Source organism: Streptomyces sp. NPDC107562, assembly GCF_055657325.1.
The window spans coordinates 1-25041 of record NZ_JBVKBE010000018.1; the positions used below are offsets into that span (position 1 = coordinate 1).

Below are 25041 nucleotides of genomic sequence, written 5' to 3' on the forward strand. Positions count from 1 at the left end.
GCAAAAAAGCAGAAAGGGGGAGGAGGGGGTCTGCGGTGGAGGGGTGGGGAAAAAACCACACCCCCAACAAAGGCAGGGGTGGCCAAAAACACCCCCCTCTTCCCCCCCCCCGCCGCCGCATGTCACTCGGCCCGGTTCAGCCCTTGAGCGAGGCCATCCACTCCTCGACCTCGTCCGACCGCCGGGGAAGCCCCGCCGACAGGTTGCGGTTGCCGTCCGCGGTCACCAGGATGTCGTCCTCGATCCGGACGCCGATGCCCCGGTACTCCTCGGGGACGGTCAGGTCGTCGGCCTGGAAGTACAGGCCCGGCTCGACGGTCAGGCACATCCCCGGCTCCAGGACGCCGTCCACATAGGTCTCGGTCCGCGCCGCCGCGCAGTCGTGGACATCCATCCCGAGCATGTGCCCGGTGCCGTGCAGCGTCCACCGGCGCTGCAGGCCGAGCTCCAGCACCCGCTCGACCGGGCCTTCGACGAGCCCCCACTCGACCAGCCTCTCGGCGAGCACGCGCTGGGCGGCGTCATGGAAGTTCCGGTACTTCGCCCCCGGCTTGACCGCCGCGATGCCGGCCTCCTGGGCCTCGTACACCGCGTCGTAGATCTTCCGCTGGATCTCGCTGAACCGCCCGTTCACCGGCAGCGTCCGCGTCACGTCCGCCGTGTAGTACGTGTGCGTCTCCACGCCCGCGTCCAGCAGCAGCAGATCACCCGAGCGCACCGGCCCGTCGTTGCGCACCCAGTGCAGCGTGCAGGCGTGCGGCCCGGACGCGCAGATGGAGCCGTAACCGACGTCGTTGCCCTCGACACGCGCGCGGAGGAAGAACGTGCCCTCGATGTAGCGCTCGCTGGTCGCCTCGGCCTTGTCGAGGACCTTCACGACGTCCTCGAAGCCGCGCACGGTCGAGTCGACCGCCTTCTGCAGCTCGCCGACCTCGAACTCGTCCTTGACCAGCCGCGCCTCGGAGAGGAAGACCCGCAGCTCCTCGTCGCGCTCGGCGGTGACCTTGTCGGTCAGCGCGGCCTCTATGCCGGCGTCGTAGCCGCGCACGACGCGCACCGGGCCGGTCGCCTCGCGCAGCGCGTCGGCCAGCTCGCGGACGTCGGAGGCGGGGATGCCGAGGAACTGCTCGGCCTCGGCCAGCGAGTGCCGGCGGCCGACCCACAGCTCGCCCTGGCCGTCCAGCCAGAACTCGCCGTTCTCGCGGTCGGAGCGGGGCAGCAGGTAGATCGTGGCCTTGTGGCCGTCGTTCGTGGGCTCCAGGACCAGGACGCCGTCCTCGGTCTGGTCGCCGGTGAGGTAGGCGTACTCGACCGAGGCGCGGAAGGGGTAGTCCGTGTCGTTCGAGCGGGTCTTGAGGTTGCCCGCGGGGATCACCAGGCGCTCGCCCGGGAAGCGGGCGGAGAGCGCGGCGCGGCGGGCGGCCGTCTCGGCGGCCTGCGGGATCGGCCGCAGGTCGTGCAGTTCGGTGTCGGCCCAGCCGGACTTCATGTTCTCGGCCAGCTCGTCGGACACGCCCGGATACAGTCCGTTCTTCCGCTGCTTGATGGGCTCTTCCTCAGAAGTCTCCACCGGGGTCTCCGGGAGCTCTTCGGCCACGGTCATCCTCCTCGATACGGCACTCGACCTCCTCCATCGTACGGTCGCACGAAAGGGGGCCCAGGGCCGGAAGACCCATGACCGGCGTCACTCGAACCGCGCCGCCAGCAGCACCACGTCCTCCTCGCTGTCGGCCGAGTCCAGTCCGTCCGGCAGCACCGTCCGCAGGACGTGGTCGGTGAGCGCGTCCGGGTCGCGCCGCTTGGCCCGCGGCACCCCGGCCGCCGCCGCGTGCAGCCGGGCGAACGCCCGGTCCATCGGGTCGCCGGTGCGCTGGAGCAGTCCGTCGGTGTACAGCAGAACCGTCTCTCCGGGCTCTGCCTGCACCTCCACGCTCGGTGCCTCCCAGCAGGCGAGCATGCCGAGCGGCGCCGAGACCGAGGTCTCCACGAACTCCGTGCGCCGCTCCCCGATCAGCAACGGAGGACAGTGCCCCGCACCGGCCAGCGTGATCTTGTGCAGGGCCGGCTCGACGTAGGTGAACAGGGCGGTGGCCGAACGCGCGGGCTCGGTCAGCCGGAGCAGCAGCTCCAGGTCGGACAGGACGGCGACCGGATCCTCGCCCTCCATCACGGCGTACGCGCGCAAGGAGGCCCGCAGCCGCCCCATCGCGGCGACCGCGCTGGGCCCCGACCCGGTGACGGACCCGACGGCGAGCCCGAGGGCCGCGTCCGGCAGCGGCAGCGCGTCGTACCAGTCGCCGCCGCCGCGCGGGCCGGTGCGGTGCCGGGCGGCGAGCTGGACGCCGGAGACGCGGGGGAGGCGGGAGGGGAGCAGTTCCTCGGAGATGGTCGCCATGTTCGCGCGGGTGCGCTCGACCTCCAGCAGCCGGGCGAGATGCTCGGCGGCGTAACGGGTGTAGAGACCGGCCAGATGGCGCTGCCGCTCGACCGGCTCGGCCGGTTCGTCGTAGAGCCATACGGCGGCGCCGAGGCGGCCCGCGGCCTCGGCCGACAAGGGGAGCGCGTAGCTCGCGGCGTAGCCGAGACGGTGGGCCACCTCGCGGTGGCGTGGGTCGAGACCGTCCTCGGCGAACAGGTCGGGCCGGACGATCTCCCGCGCACCACCTGGCGGGCCCACCGGGGTGTCCAGCAGGTCGCCGTAGGGCATCGCGCCGCGCGGCACGGTCTCGATGTGTCCGAGATCCGCCTGGGCGAGGCCCAGACCGATGGTGCTGCACGGGCCGAGGCCGTCGGCCGGTTCCAGTACGACGAGACCGCGCCGGGCGCCCACCAGGGCGGCTCCGGCGCGCAGCAGTTCCTGGAGGGCGGCGGCCAGGGAGTCCGTCCGGGCCAGGCGTTCGGTCAGTTCGTGCAGCGTGGTCAGGTCCGAGACCCAGCCGGCGAGCCGATCCTGCAGGAGGGCACCGGGGCCGGTGGTGACGGCGGCGGTGGCCGGTGAGGAGGGCGCGACAGTGTGTGCGGGGGGCGGAACGGCAGAATCGATTCCGGCCACTTTCGGAGGGTGCGGGGCGTTCATGGCGTCCGGCTTTCCGACCGGTGCGTTTTGCTCAGAAGCATCGCAAACCCCCATGTCATTTTGCGCCGCTAGCGGTGTCTCCACATGTACACGCACTCGTGAGGGGATGTCCAGCATTGTCCTGCTGGGATTCCTGGTGTCCATGGGCTTGTTGTGGTTCCGGGACGGATCTCCCGGGATCTCTTGCGGAAAGCGGAAGTTGGCTGAAAACTGCTTCGGGTAATGCCCTATTGCGGTCGACTGGGCTTGCTCGACGGAGCGTCACAGCGGTCGTGATGGGTACGTACTCGGTGAAGGCCAGGGGTGGTTGGGGGACACCCGGAACCTGGTGACGGAGCCGGGCGTCCTAGCCATCGACGACCGAGCCCCATCCTCCCGTGACGGCGGCGAAGAGAAATACGCGCGACGGCAAACGCCATACTTCGCCACCCCACGCCACGCCCGTGCATTTGATGGACTGCGTAGGGGCGCGGCACTGCCCACGCTCGGCCCATAGGGGTTAGCCCGTGCTGGATAGCCGGGATGTGATGCGCCAACAGGTACGCACAGTGAAGTGATCGACACATGATGTGATGTGGACCACGGTGTTGCCAGGCGTGCAACGGAAAGGAACGAGCGCTCATGCGCGAGATCCTCGGAAGGCGACGCAGGCTCCTGACCAGGCGTAACGACGGGAAGCCTGAAATGCTCAGCGCGGCCCTGACCTTTGCGACGGAATGGAAATGGCCCGTACTCCCGGGCGTCACGGCGGACCCGCAGGGCCGGGCCCGTTGCGGCTGCCCCGATCCGGAGTGCACGGTGCCGGGAGCGCACCCCTTCGACCCCGGCCTCCTCGCGGCCACCACCGACGAGCGCATGGTGCGCTGGTGGTGGACCAACCGGCCCACGGCGCCGATCGTCCTGGCCACCGGCGGCACGGCACCCTGCGCGGTCAGCCTGCCGGCCCCCGCGGCCGCCCGCGCCCTGGCCGCGCTGGACCGCTCGGGCATGCGCCTGGGCCCGGTCCTCGCCTCCCGCACCCGCTGGGCCGTGCTCGTCAGGCCCTACTCCATGGAACAGCTGGGCGAACTGCTGTACGCGAAGGACTTCGTGCCCGGCTCGCTGCGCTTCCACAGCGAGGGCGGCTACGTCGCGCTGCCGCCGTCGGAGACCGGTCAGGGGCAGATCCACTGGGAGCGTGCCCCGCTGCCCGGCTCGGCCGCTCCCTGGGTGCCCGACGTGGAGGCCGTGGTGGACGCCGTGGTCGACGCGCTCACTCGTACGGGTGTGAGCGCACCCGAGTTCTGAGGGTGTCGGGCGCGCGCGGAACCGGGTGCCCGGCACCAGTCGTTATCGTCCCCTCATGAATCTCCGCCTGCTCGCTCTCGCGGCCGTCGTGACGTGTGCGGTGGCGCTGCCGCTGGCCATGGCGTCCGCGGGGCCCGCGGGCGACGACCGTGACGCCAAGGCCGCGCCGGCTCCTGGACGCGGTGCCGTCAGGGCGCCGGTCGACGAGGGGCCGCGCGGCGACGCCGGGTCTCCCGGCGAGGACGCCGCCGTGCCGGACCCCGCCCGCTCGGCCCACCTCCTCGGGCTGGGGCTCGCCACCGCCACCCGCTGCGGCCCCGAGGTCACCTCGCCCGACGGCATCGAGGCGCAGACCTGTGTGCTGACGCAGGGCGAGGAGACCTGGGCGCGCACGTACTACCGCAACGCGACGGGCGACGCCCTGGACGCCGTGCTCAGCATGATGGGGCCGGACGGGCGGACCGTGCAGATGCGGTGCACGGTGAGCGCCGAGGACGAGCCGGCCAGCTGCGAGACCCCCCGGGAGCGGTCGCACGGCGAGCCGGCGGCCTACTCGGCGATCACGGAGTTCGGTGCGCGTGGCGGAGCGGGACCCGCTCTGCTGCGCTCGGGAAGCCACTCCGGGCACACCTCGGCGGGCGACCTCGGCGGCGACTCGGGCAGTGAAGCCGACCTCGGGCAGTGACGCCGGTCTCCGGCAGTGACGCCGGCCTCGGGCAGTGACTGCGGCAATCGCTTCGCGCGCGACTCCGAAAGTGGCATTCGGAAGTAATTCTGCGAGCAACTCCGCCGCGCATACGCGCAGTTGATGCGTCGCGCCGTTCCGTGAGTGGCGCCGCACATGGAAAGACCCGGTTGCTGGCGACGGGGGATGCACCAGCAACCGGGATACTGAAACGGTAACAAGAGATCGGCGGTTCGCAAATTCGATCTCTTGTTTTCCTCGGCCTTTCGGACACCGACTGGCTTGTCCACAACGGGAGTTGCGGCGGGACGCACCCGTTCCGGGGGAGTTCGTTCGGCTGACCGACCGGTCAGCCGAACGCGTCTGAGGCCTCGAGGGGCGTCGAGGGGCTGTGCGTCAGCTGAGCGTGACCTGCCGGTTGGTCAGGCCGCCACGCGCACGGCGCTCGTCCGCGGTGAGCGGCGCGTCCGTGGTCAGCGCGGCGGCGAGCCGCTCGGCGAACTCGGCCGCCGGCTTCTCGATGTCGTCCGCGGTGACCCCGCTCGGCAGGTCCCACACCGGCACGGTCAGGCCGTGCCCGCGGAACGAACCGACGAGCCGCGTGCCCTCGCCGAGGCCGGACCGCCCCGCCGCGTGCAGCCGCGCGAGAGCGTCCAGAAGCTGCTCCTCCGGGTGCGGCATGACCCAGCGCAGGTGGTTCTTCTCCGGGGTCTCGCACCAGTACGCCGAGTCGACGCCCTGGAGCTTGACGGTCGGGATGGCGGCGGCGTTGGCCCGCTCCAGGGAGGCGGTCACGTCCGGCGTGGCGTTCTCCGGGTCCGGCACCCAGAACTCGAAACCGGGGTGCACCACGGGCTCGAACGGCGCCTCGGGGTCGAGCAGGTCCTGCAGGCGGGGCCCGTCGGCGGGGGCGCGGCGGCCCTTGACCGGCGTGCCGGGCTGCACCTCCAGGGCGCGCGTCAGGGTGTCGGCGAGGTCGCGGCTGATGTCGCCGGACGCCGTGTCGTTCTGCAGGCCGAGCAGGACCGAGCCGTCGTCGCGGCGCAGGGCGGGCCAGGCCATCGGCAGCACCGTGGCGAGCGTCACCGAGGGGACGCCTTCGGGGAGGCCGTCCTTCAGCGTCAGCTCGGCGGTCGCCGCCGGGACCAGCTCGCGCAGGGCCACCCAGTCGCACTCGCCGGGCAGGCCCTCGAACGGGCGGTGCACCAGCTCGGTCGCGGCCTGCGCGGCGGCCCGGCCGTGGCACGCCTTGTAACGGCGCCCGCTGCCGCAGGGGCAGGGCTCACGGGCGCCGACAACCGGGATCTCTCCGTCCGTGAGCTGCGGGCGCTTGGCCTTCGTCTGGGGGCGCTTCTTGGCCATGTGGGTGTCTCCCGGTTACGGCTCGTCTGGTACGGCGGGAGCCTAGCCGCTCGCGCGCGAGGTGACGGGACCCTGTGGACGCGCGGGGCGTTGTGGACAACCGGCACGGCATCCAGGGCAAGGGTGCGGTCCCCCTGAGGCGAAGGCTGCGCAGGCGGGGCTGCGCCCGGCGGGAGCGGGCGGGTCGGTGCCGTGGGTGGCCGGCGGGCGCCTGCCGTCCGGCGGGGCGCGGAGTGCGCGGCGATCCGCAAACCCTGCGCTGGGTTCTTCCGGCGGACGGTCCGTGTCGGCCCTGGGCCGCTGACCGTGACGGTCCCTGCTGTCCTCGGGCGGTCGACGGAAGGGCCCCTGTCTGCCTCGGCCAGGGCAGGGGGCCCGGCAGGGGCCCCGTGCCGCCGGGGGCACGCAGCCGACCCCTGGCCGTTGACGGGGCTGCCGACGCTGGTCAGTGACGTGGGGGCCCCGCCGACGCCGGGCCGTTGACCTGGACCGGTTCAGTCGGCCCGGGCCGTGAGACGGGACCGGTTCAGTTGGCCCGGGCCGTGAGACGGGACCGGTTCAGTCGGCCCGGGCCGTGAGACGGGACGGGTTCGGTCGGCCCGAACCGTTGACGGGGACGGTCCCTCCGCCCTCGGGCCATCCATGGCCACGGATGGGGTCCCAGCCGACGCCGGGCCGTTGATCAGGGCGGGTCCGGCCGGCCACAGGCTCGTCGCAGCAAGCCCCCGCAGGTGCGGCGCGCTGCCGGAAGGTGCTCCGTCGTGGCCCGGTCGTGTCGGCCGAAGGCCGCAGCACGGCTCAGTCCAGGTCGTCGAACGCGTCCGTGAAGTCCAGCTCGGGCAGGGCCGAGACGGGCGGGGCTGTGACACGCGTAGCGAAGTCCTCGCGGCGGTGCCCCGCAGCCGGATCGTGCACGCCGTCGTGGACCACCACCCACACCGTGACCTCGCCCTGGGTGTCGTCCCGTACGCCCCAGTCGTCGGCCAGCGCCGTGATGATGTTGAGCCCGCGGCCGCCGTGGGCGGTCACCGAGGGTGTCGCCGGGGCCGGACGCGTCGGTCCGCCGCCGTCCGTCACCTCGACCAGCAGCCTGCCGCCCTGGTCCACGCGCCACGCGGCCCGGACGTCACCGTCCCCGGCCAGGGCCTCACCCAGCGGCCGCCCGTGTTTGCACGCATTGCTCAAGAGTTCGGAAAGGATCAGAACGGCGTCGTCGATGACCGATTCCGGCACACCGCCCCTGCGCAAGTGATCGCGCATTCGGTGCCGCGCCTTGCCCACGCCCGCAGGGCCATGGGGTACGGCCATGCTCGACGACGTGGGCACCTCCTGTGCCACCACCAACGCCACCCCCGAGACCTCCTTCGCCCCACGCCACGGTGTGGATGCCCCATTGGCCTGTACCGGAAACCGGCCGTTCCAGGTCCGGAGACGCATTCGCAACGTTCGAACACGGACCGAACGCGCCGGAGCACTCCCTGTGACGGGCCGGTCAGCGTATGGCTGGAATTCGACGGTGTGGCCGAGATCGGAGAATGGTGCAGGAAAGCCCGGAGGTCAAGGTTCGTTTCATGGGTCAGCGACCCAGTTGGTCCAGTACCGCTCGCGGGCGGTTGGTGATGATGGCGTCGATGCCCAGGTCAACGCAGAGATCCACGTCCTCGGGCTCGTTCACGGTCCACACGTGCACCTGGTGCCCGGCCTTCTTCAGGCGCTGGATGTACGCCGGGTGATTGCGCACGATCCGCATCGAGGGGCCCGCGATTCGGACACCCGCGGGCAGTCGCCCGTCCCGCAGCCGGGGGGACAGGAACTGCACCAGGTAGACGACGGGCAGCGTCGGCGAGGCGATCCGGACACGGTTCAGCGAGCGCGCCGAGAAGCTCATGACCCGTACGGCGGACTCCTCGGGGGCGGCCGGGGCGTCCAGCCCGAACCGCTTCAGGAGTATCAGCAGCCGCTCCTCCACCTGCCCGGCCCAACGGGTGGGGTGCTTCGTCTCGATCGCCAGCTCCACCCGGCGCCCGGCGTCCGCGACCAGCTCAAGCAGCCGCTCGAGGGTGAGGACGGAGGTCTCGGCCGGGTCCTCCGGGCGGTGCACCCAGTCGGGCTCCTCGTCCCGGTGGTGCAGTGACCCGCGGTACTTCCAGGAACCGAAGTCCAAGGTGGCGAGGTCGGCCAGCTCCAGGGCGGAGACCGCGCCGCGGCCGTTGGACGTACGGTTGACGCGACGGTCGTGGACGCACACGAGGTGTCCGTCGGCCGTCAGCCGGACATCGCACTCCAGGGCGTCCGCCCCGTCCTCGATCGCCCTTTTGTATGCGGCCAGGGTGTGCTCGGGGGCGTCCTCGGAGGCCCCGCGATGGGCGACGACCTGGATCTGGTGCTGTCGTGCGTGGGTCACCCGCGTCATGGTGCCACCGGCCCTGGGTAGCCGGGGAGGCGGAGTGATTTTGGCCGCGGTCGGAATGCGACTCTTTAAGCGGACTGGTCCCATATAAAGGTGAGTCGAACACCCACAGCTACCGCTTATGGTGCCCTGACGGCCTGTGGGAAAAGCTGACGGCATACAAACGCACCAGCGAGCGCAGAGACAGCGGCATCGCGCCTGACCAACAGCAGTGGACCGAGGAGACAAGCTGTGAGCACCGAGAACGAGGGCACTGCGGTACCCCCGGCCCCGTCCGCACCTCCCGTGCCGGTGGACACTCCCGCAGCCTCCCCGCAGCAACCCGCACACGCCCCCTACGCCTCCGCCGAGGACGGCCCGACGGCGCAGATGCCGGTCACACCGCCCGGTGCCCCGGGCACCGCGGGCGCCCCGGAGCAGCCGCCCCATGCCCCTGGGATACCGGCGTACGCGTCCGCGAACCCCCAGGGCGGTGCCCCGGGCGGGGCCCCCGAGGGTGGCTGGCCGCCCCCGCCGCCCCCCACGCACGCCTACCCCGAGCCCGGCCCCGGCGGCCCGGGTGACGGCTCCGGCTGGGGAACGCCGTACGCGCAGCCCGAGCCGAAGCCCCGGAGGCGGCGCGGCGGACTGCTCGCCGCGGTGGCGGTGGCCGCGCTGGTGGCGGGCGGACTGGGCGGCGGCATCGGTTACACGCTGGCCAAGGACGACGACTCCAGTTCCACCACCGTCTCCGCCTCGGACAGCGGTGGCGACCTCAAGCGGGACGCCGGCACGGTCGCCGCGGTGACCGCCAAGGCGCTGCCGAGCACGGTCACCATCGAGGCCGAGAGCAGCAGCGGCGAGGGCGGCACGGGCACGGGCTTCGTCTTCGACACCGAGGGTCACATCCTCACCAACAACCACGTGGTGGCCGACGCGGTCGACGGCGGGAAGCTGACGGCGACGTTCCCGGACGGCAAGAAGTACGACGCCGAGGTCGTGGGCAACGCGCAGGGCTACGACGTCGCGGTCGTCAAGCTCAAGAACGCGCCCTCGGACCTGAAGCCGCTCACGCTGGGCGACTCCGACAAGGTGGCCGTCGGCGACTCCACGATCGCCATCGGTGCCCCCTTCGGTCTGTCCAACACCGTGACGACGGGCATCATCAGCGCCAAGGACCGCCCGGTGGCCTCCAGCGACGGCACCGGCAGCCAGGCGTCGTACATGAGCGCGCTGCAGACCGACGCCTCGATCAACCCGGGCAACTCCGGCGGCCCGCTGCTGGACGCCAAGGGCAATGTGATCGGCATCAACTCCGCGATCCAGTCCAGCAGCAACGGCGGCTTCGGCACCGGTCAGTCCGGCTCCATCGGACTGGGCTTCGCCATCCCGATCAACCAGGCGAAGTACGTCGCCCAGGAACTGATCAAGACGGGCAAGCCGGTGTACGCGAAGATCGGCGCGTCCGTCTCCCTGGAGGACTCGAGCGGCGGCGCGAAGATCACCGACACCGGCGCGGGCGGCACCGACCCGGTCGAGGCGGGCGGCCCCGCCGACAAGGCCGGTCTGAAGCCGGGCGACGTCATCACCAAGCTCGACGAGACGGTGATCGACAGCGGCCCGACCCTGATCGGCGAGATCTGGACCCACAAGCCCGGCGACAAGGTGACGATCACCTACGAGCGCGGCGGCAAGACCGACACGGTCGACGTCACGCTTGGTTCACGCGTCGGCGACAGCTGAGCCCGGCGGGCGCGCCCGCCGGCCGACGGGGGTGTCCCTCACAGAGGGGCACCCCTTCCGCATGGCTTCCCGGGGGTGCGAGACATGGAGGAGAGTCACGGACGCGCGCCCGCGGGATGCGAAAGCATGAGGCATGCGACCGGATGACTGGCACCTGACCGACGACGTCGACGAGTTCCTCGCCCGGGCCGGGGACTTCCTGCGCTCCCGGCCCGGCCGGCACGTCATGCAGCTGACGTGGGCCGAGCGAGTGCGCAAGCGGGGGGCGCACGCGTTCGGACCCGGGTCCCCCGTCTTCGGCGCGCTGGAGCGGGCGGGGAAGGTCGAGGCCACCTTCTACCGCCTCCCCTCCCGTGGTTACGGCCTCTCCCCCCTCACACCCGAGCAGGCCGACTCCCTCGCCGCCCGCCTGGCCGCTCTCGGGCACCCCGTGCCCTCCGTCGGCGCGGACCAGGGCACCGTCACCGCCTTCGCCGAGGCCTGGCAGCGGCACACCGGCGTGACGCCGAGACCGCGCGACATACGGCTCCGTCTGTACCGCCTCGGCACGCTCACCCCACCCGAGCCGCCGCCGGCCGGCCGGAGCCGCGTCCTCGGCGAGGGGGACCTCGACGAGGCGATGTTCTGGTGCGGCGAGTTCGCGAAGGCCGTCGGGGAGGACGTCACGCTCGACGCCGGCACATGGGCCGAGAGCCGCTTCGCCGACAAGCGGTACACGCTCTGGGAGACCCCGGACGGCACCGCGGTCTCCGTCGCGGGCATGAACCCGCTGATCGGCGGCCAGATCCAGGTGGACATCGTCTACACCCCGGCCGACCTCCGTGGACGCGGCTACGCGGCCGCCGTGACGGCGGAGGTGAGCCGCGCCGCGCTGGCCGCGGGCGCCCAGGACGTCGTCCTGTTCGCGGACCGGTCCAACCCCACCAGCAATGCCCTCTACCAGCGACTCGGCTATCGCACGCTCGACGACTGGGGGTCCTGCGACTTCCCCGACGGCGACTGAGAACCCCGCGGCCCGCCGGACCACCGCCCCACGCACCGGCACCTCCCGGTACGCTGTATCCGCTCCGCCACTGGTGGGCGCGGAGGTGGGTTGCCCGAGCGGCCTAAGGGAACGGTCTTGAAAACCGTCGTGGCAGCGATGTCACCGTGGGTTCAAATCCCACACCCACCGCATGTGCACGGCCCCTGACCAGGAACGTCGGTCAGGGGCCTTCGCCCTGCGCGGTGTCTGTCAGTGACCGTCGTTCCCTACGGCATTGCCTGGCGGGTGGAGGGCGATCGCGTCCTCGTACCCGGTAAGGCGGCGGAGGTAACCGCTGGAGGGTTGGGGTGTCCCGCCCTACGGTGGCGGCATGAGCGATCACTCGGAAGGGTCTGTCGCACCCGTCGCGGCCCATGAACCCCCTTACTACGTCGCTGTTTTCACCACGGTTCGAACCCAGGACCAGAGCGGCTACAGCGAGACCAGCGCACGCATGGAAGAGCTGGTCAAGGACATCCCTGGGTTCCTGGGGATGGACCACGCGCAGACTCCCGGCGGGCTGGGCATCACCGTCGGATACTTCCGCGACGCCGACGCGCTCACGCAGTGGCGGAGCAACGCCGAGCACCGCGCGGCGCAGAAGCGCGGGCGGGCCGAGTGGTACCGGAGCTACACGCTGCATGTGGCGAAGGTGGAACGGAGCCACGACTTCACGCGAGCGCACTGAGCCGTGGTCGAACACGAAGTCTGTCCGGGCGTCGAACTCCTCCTTCGACAGGCCTTCTCCTCTTTCTTCCACAACCCACTGGGCCTTCGTGCCCACCTTCCTGGTGTTCCGGTGGAGGCCGTGCGGGGTGCGGGGTCAGAGTTCGTGGTCCTGGGCCAGTTCTTCCCAGTCCAGGTCCAGTAGGGCCGGATCCGCCTCGTGTCCCGACGGCGTCGTCGGTGTCGGCTGGAACCAGACCACCGTCAGCCGCGAGCGGTACAGGACCGGGTCGTGGGACCCGTCCACCGGTGTGGAACGGAACGCCCCCGCACAGGCCACCGCCGGCAGCACCTCCACCGGCCCGAAGGCACCGGCCGTTTGGTCGGGGTACTCGCGCGGCGGTGGCACCAGGTGGACCCGCGTCGTCGGGTGGGCCCGTTGGGTGCTCCGGACCAGCGCGTTGATCCTCATGTCGTTGACCGGCGCGCAGGGATAGCCCTCCAACAGGTCGCCGTACGTCGACGACATGAGCAGCTCCGTCAGTTCGATCGAACGGCCGCGGGCGAGGACGATCCGGGTCAGCGACATGGGCCCACCCTACGGGCGGTGCCCGGTCAGGCGGGCGGCCGAGGCGATCGTCGCCCGCGCCTCCCGTTCGCTCAGGCCCGTCCCGAGCGCCGCCGCGACGAGCGCGGGGATCAGGTCCGGGGTCAGCCCGTTCTCGTAGGCGCGGCAGGCCGCCCAGAACAGGCGGGTGTTGCGCTGCCCCTCGTGCGCGGCGAGGACGAACTGGACGAGGCCCTGACCGTGGCCGCCACCGTGAGCGGACCCCGCGTTCGGCGCGGTGGGCGTACGGGGCGGTGGCAGGAGCAGGCGGAGCAGCGCCGGTGGGCAGGGGGCCGGGCCCAGGTGGGCCGTGCCGGGTGCGGTGCCGTAGACGCCGTGGTCGGTGCGGGAGCCGGGGCCGACGAGGTAGCCGCCGGCGCCGCGGATGTCGATGCCGGGTGCGAGGCGGCCGGCCGAGTTGGGGACGACGGTGTCCGGGGGGCCGGTGAGCCACAGGTGGCGGCCGCCGCTGGGGGTGAGGACGACCACCGTCTGCGGGATGGTGAAAAGGTGCCGCAGCGCCAGTTCGCGCAGGGCGGCGGAGGAGTCCGTGCCCGACTTGGTGTCCAGGTCGAGGCCGATCAGATGGTGCGGGGGCAGCCCGCAGGCGATGCCGTATCCGGTCGCCCAGGGGGCGGCGGCGAACAGTTCGCGGATCCGGCGCGGGTCGGTCGAGGCGTCGTACACCCCGTGTCCGAAGCGGCCGCACTCACCGTGGCACGCGGGGGCCGACGGATCGGTGCGGTGGGGGGAGCGGAGGGCCGGGAGCTTGGTCCGGGACAGGGGGATGACGGCCAGACCGCGTTCGGCGGCTGACAGGGCGTGTGCGAGGGCCAGCGTCGTGGCCTGCCGGTCGATGGTGGCCATGCCTCTATTTTCGTACGAGTGTTCGAAGAAGGGAAGAGGGGGTGTGTTCGACACGCCGGTGACCAGGCGATTGTCGGAAAAGTTGGCGGAACGCTTCCCCTCTTGTGCCGCTTGGAGGGGAGGCGCCCCCTGTGCCCTGAAGCGTGGACTCGACATGGCCTTAGGGGTTTATCGACTTGTCATCACGCTTGAGGGCGAATCACCGCTTCCGGGGTGGTTCGCCGGGGATTCGGTGGGCAATCCTGATCTCGCGACGTCGTGCTCACACCGCCGGGGTGGTCGGCCAACTGCCCTGGTGAAAGCCGTACTTCACGCGCTCCAGGCCGTCCGGCCGGGCGTATTTGCTACTGGAGGAACCCAACATGGCAAGCATCCGTACCGCTCGCGTGGTCGCCGCCGTCTCCGCCCTTCCGCTCGCAGCCGTCCTCTTCGCCGGTGTTGCGACGGCGGACAACGGCGCCTTCGCGGACAACGGATCGACCGCCTCCGCCACCAGCGCGCTCGCCGGCATCGTCGGCAGCGGTGTCGGCGGCAACAACAACGGCAACTCGTCCACCACGCAGCAGCAGGCGGTCGGCGCCGGCGCCTCGAACCAGAGCAACACCGCGCAGGTCGACGACTCGGCGTACACGGCCGTCCAGCAGGGCAACGAGAACGTCGCCGTCAACTTCTACCCCTGGTGGTGAGCTGAGGGGTCGGCGCGCGGCGCCGGTCCTCTCGACTCACGCGTGGGGCGTGTTCATTGGGGTGAACAAGGTCAGCCGGCGCGGCGGTGCTCCTGCACCGCCGCGCAGGCGTTTTCCCGTGCCGCCCGCGGACGGCCCGTGCCGCGTGTTCACCGGCCTTGACAGTCCTCCTGATCTGACGGACAGTCAGAAACTGTCCTCGGGAAGGGGTACGGGCCATGGCTGACGACGACGAGCTGTTCGCGCGCCTCAAGGCCTGCGAAGGGCGCCCCGCCACGCTCGCCGGCACCGGCAAGGACCCCGTCAACCTGCCGATGATCCGCCACTGGTGCGAGGCCCTCGGCGACACCAACCCGGCGTACACCGGCCCCGGCGCCGTCGCCCCGCCCACCATGCTCCAGGCCTGGACGATGACCGGCTTCCCCGGCCCCGCCACCTACGCACCTGCCGCCTCCGCCGCCTCCGCCGCTTCCGTCGGCCCCGCCTCCGCCGGCCCTGCCGCCTCCGCCGGCCCTGCCGCCTCCGCCGGCCCTGCCGCCTCCGCCGGCCCCGCCTCCGCACCTGCCACCTCCGCCCACCCCGCCCACCCCTCCGGCCCTCCCGCCCGGACCCCGGTGTACGACGAGCTCCTGCGGCTGCTCGACGAGGCGGGCTGCACCTCGGTCGTCGCCACCGACTGCGAACAGGAGTACCTGCGCCCCCTGCGCCCCGGCGACGAGATCACCTTCGACACGGTGATCGAGTCGGTCTCCGCGAGAAAGACCACCAGGCTCGGCACCGGCTACTTCGTCACCACCCGCACCCGCGTCCACGCGGGGGGCGAACTCGCCGGGACCCACCGTTTCCGCATCCTCAAGTACGCCCCTGCGCGACGGCAGGCCCCGGCGGCGATCCGCCCCCGTCCCGTCGTCAGCCGCGACAACGCCGGTTTCTGGGAGGGCGTCCGGCGGCACGAGCTGCTCATCCAGCGCTGCTCCGGCTGCCGCGCCCCGCGCTTGCCCTGGCTGCCCGGGTGCCCCACGTGCGGCGGCCTCGACTGGGACACCGTGCGGGCGTCCGGACACGGCACGGTCCATTCGTACGTCGTCATGCACCATCCGCCCTTCCCGGCCTTCGACCCGCCCTACGCCGTCGGCCTGATCCACCTGGAGGAGGGGGTGCGGATCGTCAGCAACGTGGTCGGGGTGCCGTACGACAAGGTGCGGATCGGGATGCCGGTGCTGCTGGAGTTCCGCAGTTACGACGACGAGCTGGTGCTGCCCGTCTTCCGAGGAGGACCGTCGTGAACGTGGGGGACGAACTGCCGCCCCTGGCCGTCGAGATCACCCGCACCCTGATCGTGGCCGGGGCGATCGCCTCGCGCGACTACCAGGACGTCCACCATGACCCGGAACTCGCCCGGCAGAAGGGGTCGCCGGACATCTTCATGAACATCCTGACCACCAACGGCCTCGTCGGCCGCTACGTCACCGACCACTTCGGCCCCGCCGCCGTCCTGCGCAAGGTGGCCATCCGGCTCGGCGCGCCCAACCACCCGGGCGACACCCTGGTGCTGAGCGGCCGCGTCGAGGCGCTCGACGGGCCGACGGCCGTGGTCCGGGTCACCGGCGACAACGGCATCGGCCGGCACGTCACCGGCACGGTGACGCTCACGCTGCCCAGCGGGGGCACTCCGTGAGGGCCGCGATCGCCGGCGTCGGCGCCACCGAGTTCTCCAAGGACTCCGGCCGTAGCGAACTGCGGCTGGCCGTCGAGGCGGTGCGTGCGGCGCTCGACGACGCCGGGCTGACGCCCGCCGACGTGGACGGCATGGTGACCTTCACCATGGACACCAACCCGGAGATCACCGTCGCCCAGGCGTGCGGCGTCGGCGAGCTGTCCTTCTTCTCCCGCGTCCACTACGGCGGTGGCGCGGCGTGCGCGACCGTGCAGCAGGCGGCGCTCGCGGTGGCGTCCGGGGCGGCGGACGTGGTCGTCTGCTACCGCGCGTTCAACGAACGTTCGGGCCGCCGCTTCGGTTCCGGCGTCCGGCACCGGGAGCCGACGGCCGAGGGGGTGGCGCTGGGCTGGGTGATGCCGTTCGGGCTGCTCACGCCCGCGTCCTGGGTGGCGATGGCGGCGCAGCGGTATCTGCACACGTACGGACTGACCGCCGAGGAGGCCTTCGGACCGGTCGCCGTCATGGCCCGACGGCACGCCGCGGCCAATCCGGCGGCGTACTTCCAGGGCCGCCCGATCACCCTCGCCGACCACGCCGCCTCGCGCTGGATCGCCGAACCGCTGCGGCTGCTGGACTGCTGCCAGGAGACGGACGGCGGCCAGGCCCTCGTCGTCACCTCGCCCGAACGCGCCCGGGACCTGCGGCACACCCCGGCCGTGATCGCGGCCGCCGCCCAGGGCGCGGGCCGCGCGCAGGAGCAGATGACGAGCTTCCACACCGGCGACCTGACCGCACTGCCGGAGGCCGCGGTGGTGGCGCGGCGGCTCTGGCGGACGGCGGGCTGCGGCCCGGCCGACATCGACGTGGGGATCCTCTACGACCACTTCACGCCGTTCGTGCTGATGCAGCTGGAGGAGTACGGGTTCTGCGGGCGCGGTGAGGCGGCCGGTTTCGTCACCGAGGACCGGCTGCCGATGAACACGCACGGGGGACAGCTCGGGGAGGCGTACCTGCACGGCATGAACGGGATCGCGGAGGCGGTACGGCAGCTGCGCGGCACGTCCGTGAACCAGGTTCCGGGGGCGGAACGGGTGCTGGTGACGGCGGGGACCGGTGTGCCGACGTCGGGACTGGTGCTGACCTCCGGCACGTGAACCCACCCGGCGCCGGTCGGGGAAACCACCGGAAGCCCGCGTTCCGTACGCCCCCTAGGGGGAGCAGAGGGGCGCACCCGCAGTCGGGGTCCATCGCTCGTCCACCTCCAGGAGGTGCAGCGGGCCCCACCTCTACACCCTGAGGGGGACCCGGCTTCGGGACCTGCGGGCGATTCGCGCGAGGGGGTCCCGAACCTAGCTTGGAGCCATGACCGCACCCGTCTGCACCACCGCATCGAACGCGGCCGCACCTCGCACGCAGACCCTCACGTACCCGTCCTTCGCGTCGTACGTCCGGGCCCGCCAGCCCGTGCTGCTGCGCACCGCCCGGTCGCTCACGGCGAACCCGTGCGACGCGGAGGACCTGCTGCAGACCGCGCTCACCAAGACGTACGTCGCCTGGGAGCGCATCGAGGACCACCGCGCGCTGGACGGCTACGTCCGCCGCGCGCTGCTCAACACCCGTACGTCGCAGTGGCGCAAGCGCCGGGTGGACGAGTTCGCCTGCGACGAGCTGCCCGAGCCCGAGCCGCTGCCCGGCGGTGACGACCCGGCCGAGCAGCAGGCGCTGCGCGACGCCATGTGGCGCGCGATCACGAGACTCCCGGCCCGGCAGCGGGCGATGGTTGTCCTCAGGTACTACGAGGATCTGAGCGAGGCCCAGACGGCCGAGGTGCTCGGCGTGTCCGTCGGCACGGTGAAGTCGGCGGTGTCCCGGGCGCTGGGCAAGCTGCGCGAGGACGCCGAACTCGGGCTGGTCCGCTGAGCTGAGCTGGGAGTTGTTCTCTCTCGCGGCCTTCTGTTCGGCAACGTGAGGTGATCGATCAGCCGGATCTAGTGACATACCGCTCGGTATGTGCGCAGAATCAGCGCACGCCTTACCGCCGCGTAGGCAATGTCGCCCCGGGAGGACCGCCGTGCTGAGCACCATGCAGGACGTACCGCTGCTGATCTCGAGGATCCTGGCCCACGGGTCCACGATCCACGGATCGTCACAGGTGATCACCTGGACCGGCGAGGGCGATCCGCAGCGCCGCTCCTACGCCGAGATCGGCGCCCGCGCCGCCCAGTTGGCGAACGCCCTGCGGGACGACCTCGGGGTCGAGGCCGACGACCGGGTCGCCACCCTGATGTGGAACAACGCCGAGCACGTCGAGGCGTACTTCGCGATCCCCTCGATGGGCGCGGTCCTGCACACCCTGAACCTTCGGCTCCCCCCGGAGCAGTTGGCCTGGATCGTCAACCACGCCGCCGACCGCGTGGTCGTCGCCAACGGCTCCCTGCTCCCGCTGCTGGCGCCCCTGCTTCCGCACCTGAAGACGCTCAAGCACGTCGTCGTGGCCGGCCCGGGCGACCGCTTGCTGCTCGCCGACGCGGACGTCCAGGTGCACGAGTACGAGGACCTGATCGCCGACCGGCCCGTCACCTACGACTGGCCGGAGCTCGACGAGCGTCAGGCCGCGGCCATGTGCTACACCTCCGGCACCACGGGCGACCCCAAGGGCGTCGTCTACAGCCACCGTTCGGTCTACCTGCACTCCATGCAGGTCAACATGACCCAGTCGATGGGCCTGACCGACGAGGACACCTCCCTCGTGGTCGTCCCCCAGTTCCATGTCAACGCCTGGGGTCTGCCGCACGCCACCTTCATGACCGGCGTCAACATGCTGATGCCGGACCGCTTCCTCCAGCCCGCCCCGCTCGCCGAGATGATCGAGCGGGAGAAGCCGACGCACGCCGCCGCGGTCCCCACCATCTGGCAGGGACTGCTCGCCGAGCTGACCGCCAACCCGCGCGACGTCCGCTCCCTCACCCAGGTCACCATCGGCGGCTCGGCCTGCCCGCCCGCCCTCATGACGGCCTTCGACGAACTGGGCATGCGGGTCTGCCATGCCTGGGGCATGACCGAGACCTCCCCGCTGGGCACGGTCGCCCGGCCGCCGGCCCACGCGGTCGGCACCGACGAGGAGTTCGCCTACCGGCTCACCCAGGGCCGCTTCCCGGCCGGCGTCGAGGCCCGCCTCACCGGTCCCGGCGGCGAGCGCCTGCCCTGGGACGGCGAGTCCGCCGGTGAACTGGAGGTACGCGGTCCCTGGATCGCGGGCGCCTACTACAACGGCCCCGACGCCGAACCCCTGCGCCCCGCCGACAAGTTCAGCGAGGACGGCTGGCTCAAGACCGGTGACGTCGGCACCATCGGCCCCGACGGCTTCCTCACCCTGACCGACCGCGCCAAGGACGTCATCAAGTCCGGCGGCGAGTGGATCTCCTCGGTCGACCTGGAGAACGCTCTGATGGCCCACCCGGATGTCGCCGAGGCCGCCGTGGTCGCCGTCCCCGACGACAAGTGGGGCGAGCGGCCGCTGGCGACGGTGGTGCTGAAGGAGGGCTCCTCGGCCGACTTCGAGACCCTGCGCGCCTTCCTGGCCGCCGAGGGCAAGATCGCCAAGTGGCAGCTCCCGGAGCGCTGGACCGTCATCCCGGCGGTCCCGAAGACGAGCGTCGGCAAGTTCGACAAGAAGGTGCTGCGCAGGCAGTACGCGGCCGGGGAGCTGGACGTCACCCAGCTCTGACAGCCACACCCGTCCGTGCGGCGGCGCTCCGTCGCCGCCGCATCGACGTGACGGCCGACAGCACAGCGGAAGTGATCAACGACGCACCGTGTCCGGCGCACCGGTCCGACCGGATGATCGTCTACTACGTCATGAACCTGACGTACTCAGCACGCGGCGTCCCGCTCCGCCCGGTCGCGGCGTTCCTCGCCCTGGCCGGTGTCGTCGGAGCCGTGCTGGTCGGCCGAGGCGGTCTGGACACCGTGGTCGGCTGCGGTCCGGCCCAGGACCCCTTCCCCTCGCAGACCGCCCAGGACTGGGTCGGGAACGCCGACCACGTCGTCGTGGCGGCGCCGGTCCGCGAACAGGAGACCGACCGGCGCGAGTTCGAGAAGGGCGCGTACCGCTACCGGATCGACCGCGAGGTCACCCTGCGCACCGACGACGTCCTCTGGTCGGCGCCGCGGCCCCGCCGGGCGATCGACGAGAGCTTCGAACTCACCGCCCCCGGCTGGCGCGTGCTGCGCGCGAGCGGCGAGCGCGTCGAGCGGACCGCCGCCTCCGCGCCCCGGCTGGAGGCCGGCCACACCTATCTGCTCGCCGTGCGCTGGACGGCTGACGGCTGGGCGGTCCTGGGCGAGGGCGCGGCCCTCCCGTTCGACGACCGCGTGGCGGGACGGGGCGAATGGTGCGGGCGGGTCCTCTCCGAGGAGGACGTGGCCCGCGGCGAACGCTTCTCCCGCCGTGTCGACGACAGCCTGGAGAAGTCCGTCCACGGCCACGGCGAACAGGCCGTCCTCAGGGCGCTGAGGAGCGCGGGCGGGGTGGGGTGACAGGGTGGCCGCTGGGGCGGGGTGGGCGGGCGTCGGTGGAGCAGGGTGGTCCGGGGGCCGTGGTTCCCGTGGGGCGGTGGGGGTCAGTTGGTGCCGATACGCGACAGCAGCTCCACGATCCGGCTCTGCACCTCCGTGCTCGTGGACCGCTCGGCCAGGAACAGCACCGTCTCACCGGAGGCGAGCCGTGGCAGGTCGGCCTGGTCGACGGCGGCCGTGTAGACGACCAGCGGGGTGCGGTTGAGCTGCCCGTTGGCACGCAGCCAGTCGACGATCCCGGACTGCCGGCGATGCACCTGCATCAGGTCCATCACCACCAGGTTCGGGCGGAACTGCCCCGCGAGCGTCACCGCGTCCGCGTCGCCGGCCGCCCGCGCCACCTGCATCCCGCGCCGCTCCAGCGTCGCGGTCAGCGCCAGCGCGATCTCCGCGTGCTCCTCGATGAGCAGCACCCGTGGCGGGTGCTGCTCGCTGTCCCGTGGGGCGAGGGCCTTCAGCAGGACGGCGGGGTCGGCGCCGTACGCCGCCTCACGCGTCGCCTGTCCGAGCCCGGCCGTCACCAGGACCGGCACCTCCGCCGCGACGGCCGCCTGACGCAGCGACTGCAGCGCCGTCCGCGTGATCGGCCCGGTCAGCGGGTCCACGAACAGCGCCGCAGGGAAAGCGGCGATCTGCGCGTCGACCTCCTCGCGCGAGTGCACGATCACCGGCCGGTAGCCGCGGTCGCTGAGCGCCTGCTGCGTCGACACGTCCGGCGCGGGCCACACCAGCAGCCGGCGCGGGTTGTCCAGCGGCTCCGGCGGCAGCTCGTCGTCCAGCGGCTGGGGCCGCGGCGGATCGGCGACCTCGACGGCCCCGCCGGGACCGTCCAGCGGCTCCGGCCCCTCGGCGGCGTTCTCGTCCGGTGCCCCTATGGCGTACGACCGCCCGGCGCCCTCACTCGCCGGTCCGGGCAGCCGCGACTGCCCCGACTGCTTCTGCTGGGCGGACGGCGGCTCACCCTGCGGATGCGGGCGCGCGGTGGCCGGCTCCGGCGGCGTGCCCAGCTTGCGGCGCCGGCCGCCACCGGTCGGCTGGTGCGGGGGCGGCGTGGACCCGGCCGACGGCTGCTGCACCTGGGCCGCCTGCCGGGTGAACGGCACTCCCTGGCCCAGCGTCCGCACGCTGATCGCCCGGCCCTGCGTGGAGTTCGGATCCACCGGCGCGGCGCCGGCTGCCTCAGCGGGCAGCGGCTGTGCCATGCGTGCCTGGGTCGCGGTGGTCGGGCCGGCCGCCGTCTCCGGGGGCAGCGGGGCAGCGGGGGCCGGGGGCTGCGGTGCGGACGGCGCCTGCTCGGGGGCGGGCGTGCCCGCGCTCTCGTCGGCACCGGCGCTGGCGGGCCACTGCTGCGGGGGCGGCGTGCCGTGGGTCGTCCCCGCCTCGGCGGGCAGGGGCTGCCCGGCGGCCGGGGCCTGCGACGGTACGGCGGTCTGCGCCGACTGCGGCTGCGCCGGTACGGGCCGGCCGGGGGCCGACTGCTGGGCCGTTCCGGTCGTACCCGGCAGCGGCTGCGCGACGCCCTGTGCGGGAACGCCCTGGGCGGGCACGCCGGGCTGCTGCGCGGGAACGCCCTGCGGCAGGGCGGCCGGAGCGGCCTGGGCCGGCGGCGCACCCGGGGCGGCGGGGACCGCCTGGGGCTGGGCCTGGGCCGGAATCGCCTGGGCCGGGATGGCCTGCGCGGGCGCCCCGTTGCCCTCCGTCTGCGGGGCGGCCACTCGACGGCGCCGCCCGGTCGGCGCGCTCGCCGGATGCGGCTGCGGCGGAGTGTGGTCCTCGGACTGGTCGTGCGGTACGGCGTCGTGCCGACCGTGGTCGTCGGGGTGCTGGGCACCGGGCGATCCCTGGTTCGGTACCTGAGGCACCTGGACCTGCACCTGTGCGTGTGCCTGTGCCTGTGCCTGTGCCTGCACCTGCGCCTGTGCCTGCGCCGTGCCGATGTGCGGGACGGCCTGCGGACCGCCCTGCCCCGGCACCTGGACCGCGACCGGCCCCGGACCCTGGGGCTGCCCGGGCGCGGGAACCGGCGCCTGCGCCGCCGCGCCCCGGTCCGCGTCGGCGGGCGGGAGCGCGAACACCGTGCGCGGGCCCGTCTCCTGTGCCGCGGCCCGTTCCTGAGCCGCCGCCAGCGCCCGGCGCCGACGCCCGCTCGCCTGCTGCTGCCCCTCGGCGCCGGCCCCGGCCGGGACGACCGCGGCGGACGCGTCAGGCACGGGAGCCGACGCGGCGTCCGGGGCACCGGCGGGCAACGCCGCGGGCAGAGCGTGCTGTTCGCCCGCCGCCCGCCGGGCCCGCCGCCCCGTGCCGGAATCGGGCACGCCCTGCGGCGGAACCGTCCCGCCCAGGCCGTTCGCCGCCGCCGCGGTCCCCGCCGCGTGCTCGGCGGCGGTGACGACGGCGCCCTCACTGACGTCGTCACCCGCCGCGTCCGTCGTACCGCCCGGCAGGGCGAGTTCGGCGCCCTCGGCCGGACGTCCGCGCCGGCGCCCGGTGCCGCCACCGGCCTCGGCGGGGTCGGCCTCGGCGGGTGCCGGTGCCACCTCGGGCGCGGCCCGCCGCCGACGGCGTCCGGTCGGGGCCGCGGCCTCGGTCTCGGCGGCCCCGGCCTGCGGCACCTCGCTCTCCAGGAAGGCGTCCACGGAGGCCCGGCGCGCCCGCCGCCGCCCGCCGCCGGAGGCCTCCTCGGCCTCGGGCGCGGCCTCCGGCACGGCCGGAGCGGCAACCGCCCCCGCCCCGCCGCCGAGCGGCACCTCGAGCACGAACGCGCTGCCGCTCATGCCCGGCACCTCGTGCGTCTGGAGCACGCCACCGTGCGCGCGGACGATCCCGCGCACGATCGGCTCGTGCACCGGGTCTCCCCCGGGGTAGGGCCCCCGGACCTCGATCCGTACGACTTCGCCGCGCTGCGCCGCCGCGACCACGACCGTGTTGTCCATGTAACCGCCCGCGGAGACCGGCGCGTTGCCGGTCGCGTCCACGCCCGCCACGTCCGCGACGAGATGCGCGAGCGCGGTGGCCAGGCGCTGCGGGTCGACCTCGGCCTCGATGGGCGGCGCGTGCACGGCGAACTGCACGCGACCCGGGCCGACGAGCTCGACGGCTCCGTCGACACCGGCCGCGACGACCGCGTCGAGCATCACCTTCGTCCGCGTGATCGCCTCGGCGCCGGCGTCGATGCGCTGGTAGGCGAGGACGTTGTCGATGAGCTGGGTGATCCGGGAGTACCCGGCGGAGAGGTGGTGCAGGACCTGGTTGGCCTCGGGCCACAGCTGGCCCGCGTCGTCCGCGGCCAGCGCCGCCAGATCGCGGCGCAGCTCGTCGAGCGGTCCCCGCAGGGAGCGGCCGAGCAGCGTCAGCAGCTGGTCGTGGCGACCGGCCAGGGCCTCGTAGCGGTCCTTCTCCCGCTCGGCGAGCGCGGCGTACCGCTCCTCGCTCGCCGCCACCTCCTCCATGTGCTGCTCGCGCAGCTCCTCCAGCTCGGTCACGTGCTGCTGGCGCAGGGCGGTGAGGTCGGAGGCGTGCTCCTCGGAGAGCCGTTCCAGCTCCTCGGCGTGCCGCTCCTCGACGGCGGACTTCTCCTCGGCGAGGACGTCGTAGGGACGCCGGTCGGCGAAGGTCATCACGGCGCCGACGAGCTGGTCGCCGTCCCGGACGGGCGCGGTCGTGAGGTCGACGGAGACCTTGTCCCCGCCCTTGGACCACAGCACCTGCCCGCGGACCCGGTGCTTGCGTCCCGAGCGCAGCGTGTCGGCGAGCGCGGACTCCGCGTACGGGAAGGGCGACCCGTCGGCGCGGGAGTGGAGGACGAGGTGGTGCAGTTCCTTGCCGCCGAGTTCGCCGGCGCGGTAGCCGAGGATCTGGGCGGCGGCCGGGTTGACGAGCACGATCCGGCCGTCGGTGTCGGTGCCGACGACGCCCTCGGACGCGGCGCGCAGGATCATCTCGGTCTGCCGCTGCGAGCGGGCCAGCTCGGCCTCGGTGTCGACGGTGCCGGACAGATCGCGCACGACGAGCATCAGCAGCTCGTCGCTGGTGTAGTTGTAAGTGTCGTAGGCCTGCTGGCCGTTCTCCAGGTTGGCGCTGGTGACCTCGACGGGGAACTCGCTGCCGTCCGTCCGCCGGGCGGTCATCCGGGTGGGCTTGGTCCGCCCGCGCGGGTCGATGTGGTCGGGGCGCCGCATGGAGCCCGGGATGAGCTTCGAGTCGAACTCGGGCAGCAGATCCAGCAGCCCCCGCCCGACCAGGGCGGTGCCGGGCGCCTCGAAGGCCTCCAGCGCGATGGTGTTCGCGTTGACGACGGTCCCGTTCGCGTTGACCAGGACCAACGCGTCGGGCAGCGCGTCCAGTATGGCTGCGAGGCGAGCAGCGCCTCGGGATGGCCTGCTGCTCACGAGACGCTTCCCTCCTGTTACCG

Annotated in this window: 20 protein-coding genes and 1 tRNA gene; 13 read left to right on the forward strand and 8 right to left on the reverse strand. The window is 72.8% G+C overall.

The annotated features are described in order from the left end of the window. Positions 1–136 precede the first annotated feature (136 nt). Positions 137–1603, reverse strand: coding sequence for an aminopeptidase P family protein (locus ACZ7LV_RS34110; protein WP_471945203.1), 1467 nt, complete (start codon positions 1601–1603; stop codon positions 137–139). 81 nt (positions 1604–1684) lie between these two features. Then, on the reverse strand, positions 1685–3193 hold the full coding sequence (locus tag ACZ7LV_RS34115) for a PP2C family protein-serine/threonine phosphatase (protein ID WP_471945360.1): 1509 nt from the start codon (positions 3191–3193) through the stop codon (positions 1685–1687). Between the two features lie 504 nt (positions 3194–3697). On the opposite strand from ACZ7LV_RS34115, the gene ACZ7LV_RS34120 reads away from it, so the two are divergent. After that, positions 3698–4363 (forward strand): bifunctional DNA primase/polymerase, encoded by a 666-nt coding sequence (locus ACZ7LV_RS34120; RefSeq protein ID WP_471945205.1) that lies wholly within the window; start codon positions 3698–3700, stop codon positions 4361–4363. 55 nt (positions 4364–4418) lie between these two features. Then, positions 4419–5048, forward strand: a complete 630-nt coding sequence (locus ACZ7LV_RS34125) for a hypothetical protein (protein ID WP_471945207.1) — start codon at positions 4419–4421, stop codon at positions 5046–5048. 396 nt (positions 5049–5444) lie between these two features. On the opposite strand, the gene ACZ7LV_RS34130 is transcribed toward ACZ7LV_RS34125, so the two are convergent. The 3 genes from ACZ7LV_RS34130 to ACZ7LV_RS34140 form a co-directional block, all read right to left on the reverse strand. Continuing rightward, positions 5445–6410 (reverse strand): DUF5926 family protein, encoded by a 966-nt coding sequence (locus ACZ7LV_RS34130; RefSeq protein WP_471945209.1) that lies wholly within the window; start codon positions 6408–6410, stop codon positions 5445–5447. Positions 6411–7208: 798 nt separating this feature from the next. Beyond that, the gene (locus ACZ7LV_RS34135) at positions 7209–7847 is read right to left on the reverse strand and encodes an ATP-binding protein (protein WP_471945211.1); all 639 of its coding nucleotides are present in this window, start codon (positions 7845–7847) and stop codon (positions 7209–7211) included. A gap of 139 nt (positions 7848–7986) precedes the next feature. After that, positions 7987–8814: a glycerophosphodiester phosphodiesterase gene (locus tag ACZ7LV_RS34140; protein ID WP_471945213.1), complete on the reverse strand. Its 828-nt coding sequence runs from the start codon at positions 8812–8814 to the stop codon at positions 7987–7989. 237 nt (positions 8815–9051) lie between these two features. On the opposite strand from ACZ7LV_RS34140, the gene ACZ7LV_RS34145 reads away from it, so the two are divergent. The 4 genes from ACZ7LV_RS34145 to ACZ7LV_RS34160 all read left to right on the forward strand — a co-directional run bounded on the left by ACZ7LV_RS34145 (position 9052) and on the right by ACZ7LV_RS34160 (position 12254). Then, positions 9052–10542 carry a S1C family serine protease gene (locus ACZ7LV_RS34145; RefSeq protein WP_471945215.1) on the forward strand — a complete coding sequence of 497 codons (1491 nt, stop codon included), beginning with the start codon at positions 9052–9054 and terminating at the stop codon, positions 10540–10542. 133 nt (positions 10543–10675) lie between these two features. Then, a complete protein-coding gene (locus ACZ7LV_RS34150) occupies positions 10676–11545 on the forward strand; it encodes a GNAT family N-acetyltransferase (protein ID WP_471945217.1) in 870 nt (289 codons plus the stop codon). Positions 11546–11629: 84 nt separating this feature from the next. After that, a tRNA-Ser gene (locus tag ACZ7LV_RS34155) sits at positions 11630–11716 on the forward strand. Between the two features lie 181 nt (positions 11717–11897). Continuing rightward, complete coding sequence (locus ACZ7LV_RS34160; protein ID WP_471945219.1) at positions 11898–12254, forward strand: antibiotic biosynthesis monooxygenase family protein; 357 nt, start codon at positions 11898–11900, stop codon at positions 12252–12254. A gap of 135 nt (positions 12255–12389) precedes the next feature. Here ACZ7LV_RS34160 and ACZ7LV_RS34165 read toward each other — a convergent pair whose 3' ends face one another. Continuing rightward, complete coding sequence (locus tag ACZ7LV_RS34165) at positions 12390–12821, reverse strand: hypothetical protein (RefSeq protein WP_471945220.1); 432 nt, start codon at positions 12819–12821, stop codon at positions 12390–12392. Between the two features lie 9 nt (positions 12822–12830). Continuing rightward, positions 12831–13706: a bifunctional DNA primase/polymerase gene (locus tag ACZ7LV_RS34170; protein WP_471945221.1), complete on the reverse strand. Its 876-nt coding sequence runs from the start codon at positions 13704–13706 to the stop codon at positions 12831–12833. Between the two features lie 362 nt (positions 13707–14068). On the opposite strand from ACZ7LV_RS34170, the gene ACZ7LV_RS34175 reads away from it, so the two are divergent. The 7 genes from ACZ7LV_RS34175 to ACZ7LV_RS34205 all read left to right on the forward strand — a co-directional run bounded on the left by ACZ7LV_RS34175 (position 14069) and on the right by ACZ7LV_RS34205 (position 20591). Continuing rightward, entirely contained in the window at positions 14069–14392 is a 324-nt protein-coding gene (locus tag ACZ7LV_RS34175) for a hypothetical protein (protein WP_471945223.1), read from the forward strand. Between the two features lie 218 nt (positions 14393–14610). Beyond that, positions 14611–15678, forward strand: a complete 1068-nt coding sequence (locus ACZ7LV_RS34180) for a bifunctional MaoC family dehydratase N-terminal/OB-fold nucleic acid binding domain-containing protein (RefSeq protein WP_471945225.1) — start codon at positions 14611–14613, stop codon at positions 15676–15678. Beyond that, positions 15675–16070: a MaoC family dehydratase gene (locus ACZ7LV_RS34185; protein WP_471945227.1), complete on the forward strand. Its 396-nt coding sequence runs from the start codon at positions 15675–15677 to the stop codon at positions 16068–16070. Before ACZ7LV_RS34180 ends, ACZ7LV_RS34185 begins: the two co-directional genes overlap by 4 nt. Continuing rightward, a complete protein-coding gene (locus ACZ7LV_RS34190; RefSeq protein WP_471945229.1) occupies positions 16067–17206 on the forward strand; it encodes a lipid-transfer protein in 1140 nt (379 codons plus the stop codon). Before ACZ7LV_RS34185 ends, ACZ7LV_RS34190 begins: the two co-directional genes overlap by 4 nt. 208 nt (positions 17207–17414) lie before the next feature. Then, complete coding sequence (locus ACZ7LV_RS34195) at positions 17415–17972, forward strand: SigE family RNA polymerase sigma factor (protein WP_401674816.1); 558 nt, start codon at positions 17415–17417, stop codon at positions 17970–17972. A 151-nt stretch (positions 17973–18123) separates the two neighbouring features. After that, on the forward strand, positions 18124–19779 hold the full coding sequence (locus ACZ7LV_RS34200; RefSeq protein ID WP_471945231.1) for a long-chain fatty acid--CoA ligase: 1656 nt from the start codon (positions 18124–18126) through the stop codon (positions 19777–19779). A 71-nt stretch (positions 19780–19850) separates the two neighbouring features. Next, the gene (locus tag ACZ7LV_RS34205; RefSeq protein WP_471945232.1) at positions 19851–20591 is read left to right on the forward strand and encodes a hypothetical protein; all 741 of its coding nucleotides are present in this window, start codon (positions 19851–19853) and stop codon (positions 20589–20591) included. Between the two features lie 83 nt (positions 20592–20674). On the opposite strand, the gene ACZ7LV_RS34210 is transcribed toward ACZ7LV_RS34205, so the two are convergent. After that, positions 20675–25018: a hybrid sensor histidine kinase/response regulator gene (locus ACZ7LV_RS34210; RefSeq protein ID WP_471945234.1), complete on the reverse strand. Its 4344-nt coding sequence runs from the start codon at positions 25016–25018 to the stop codon at positions 20675–20677. Positions 25019–25041 lie beyond the last annotated feature (23 nt).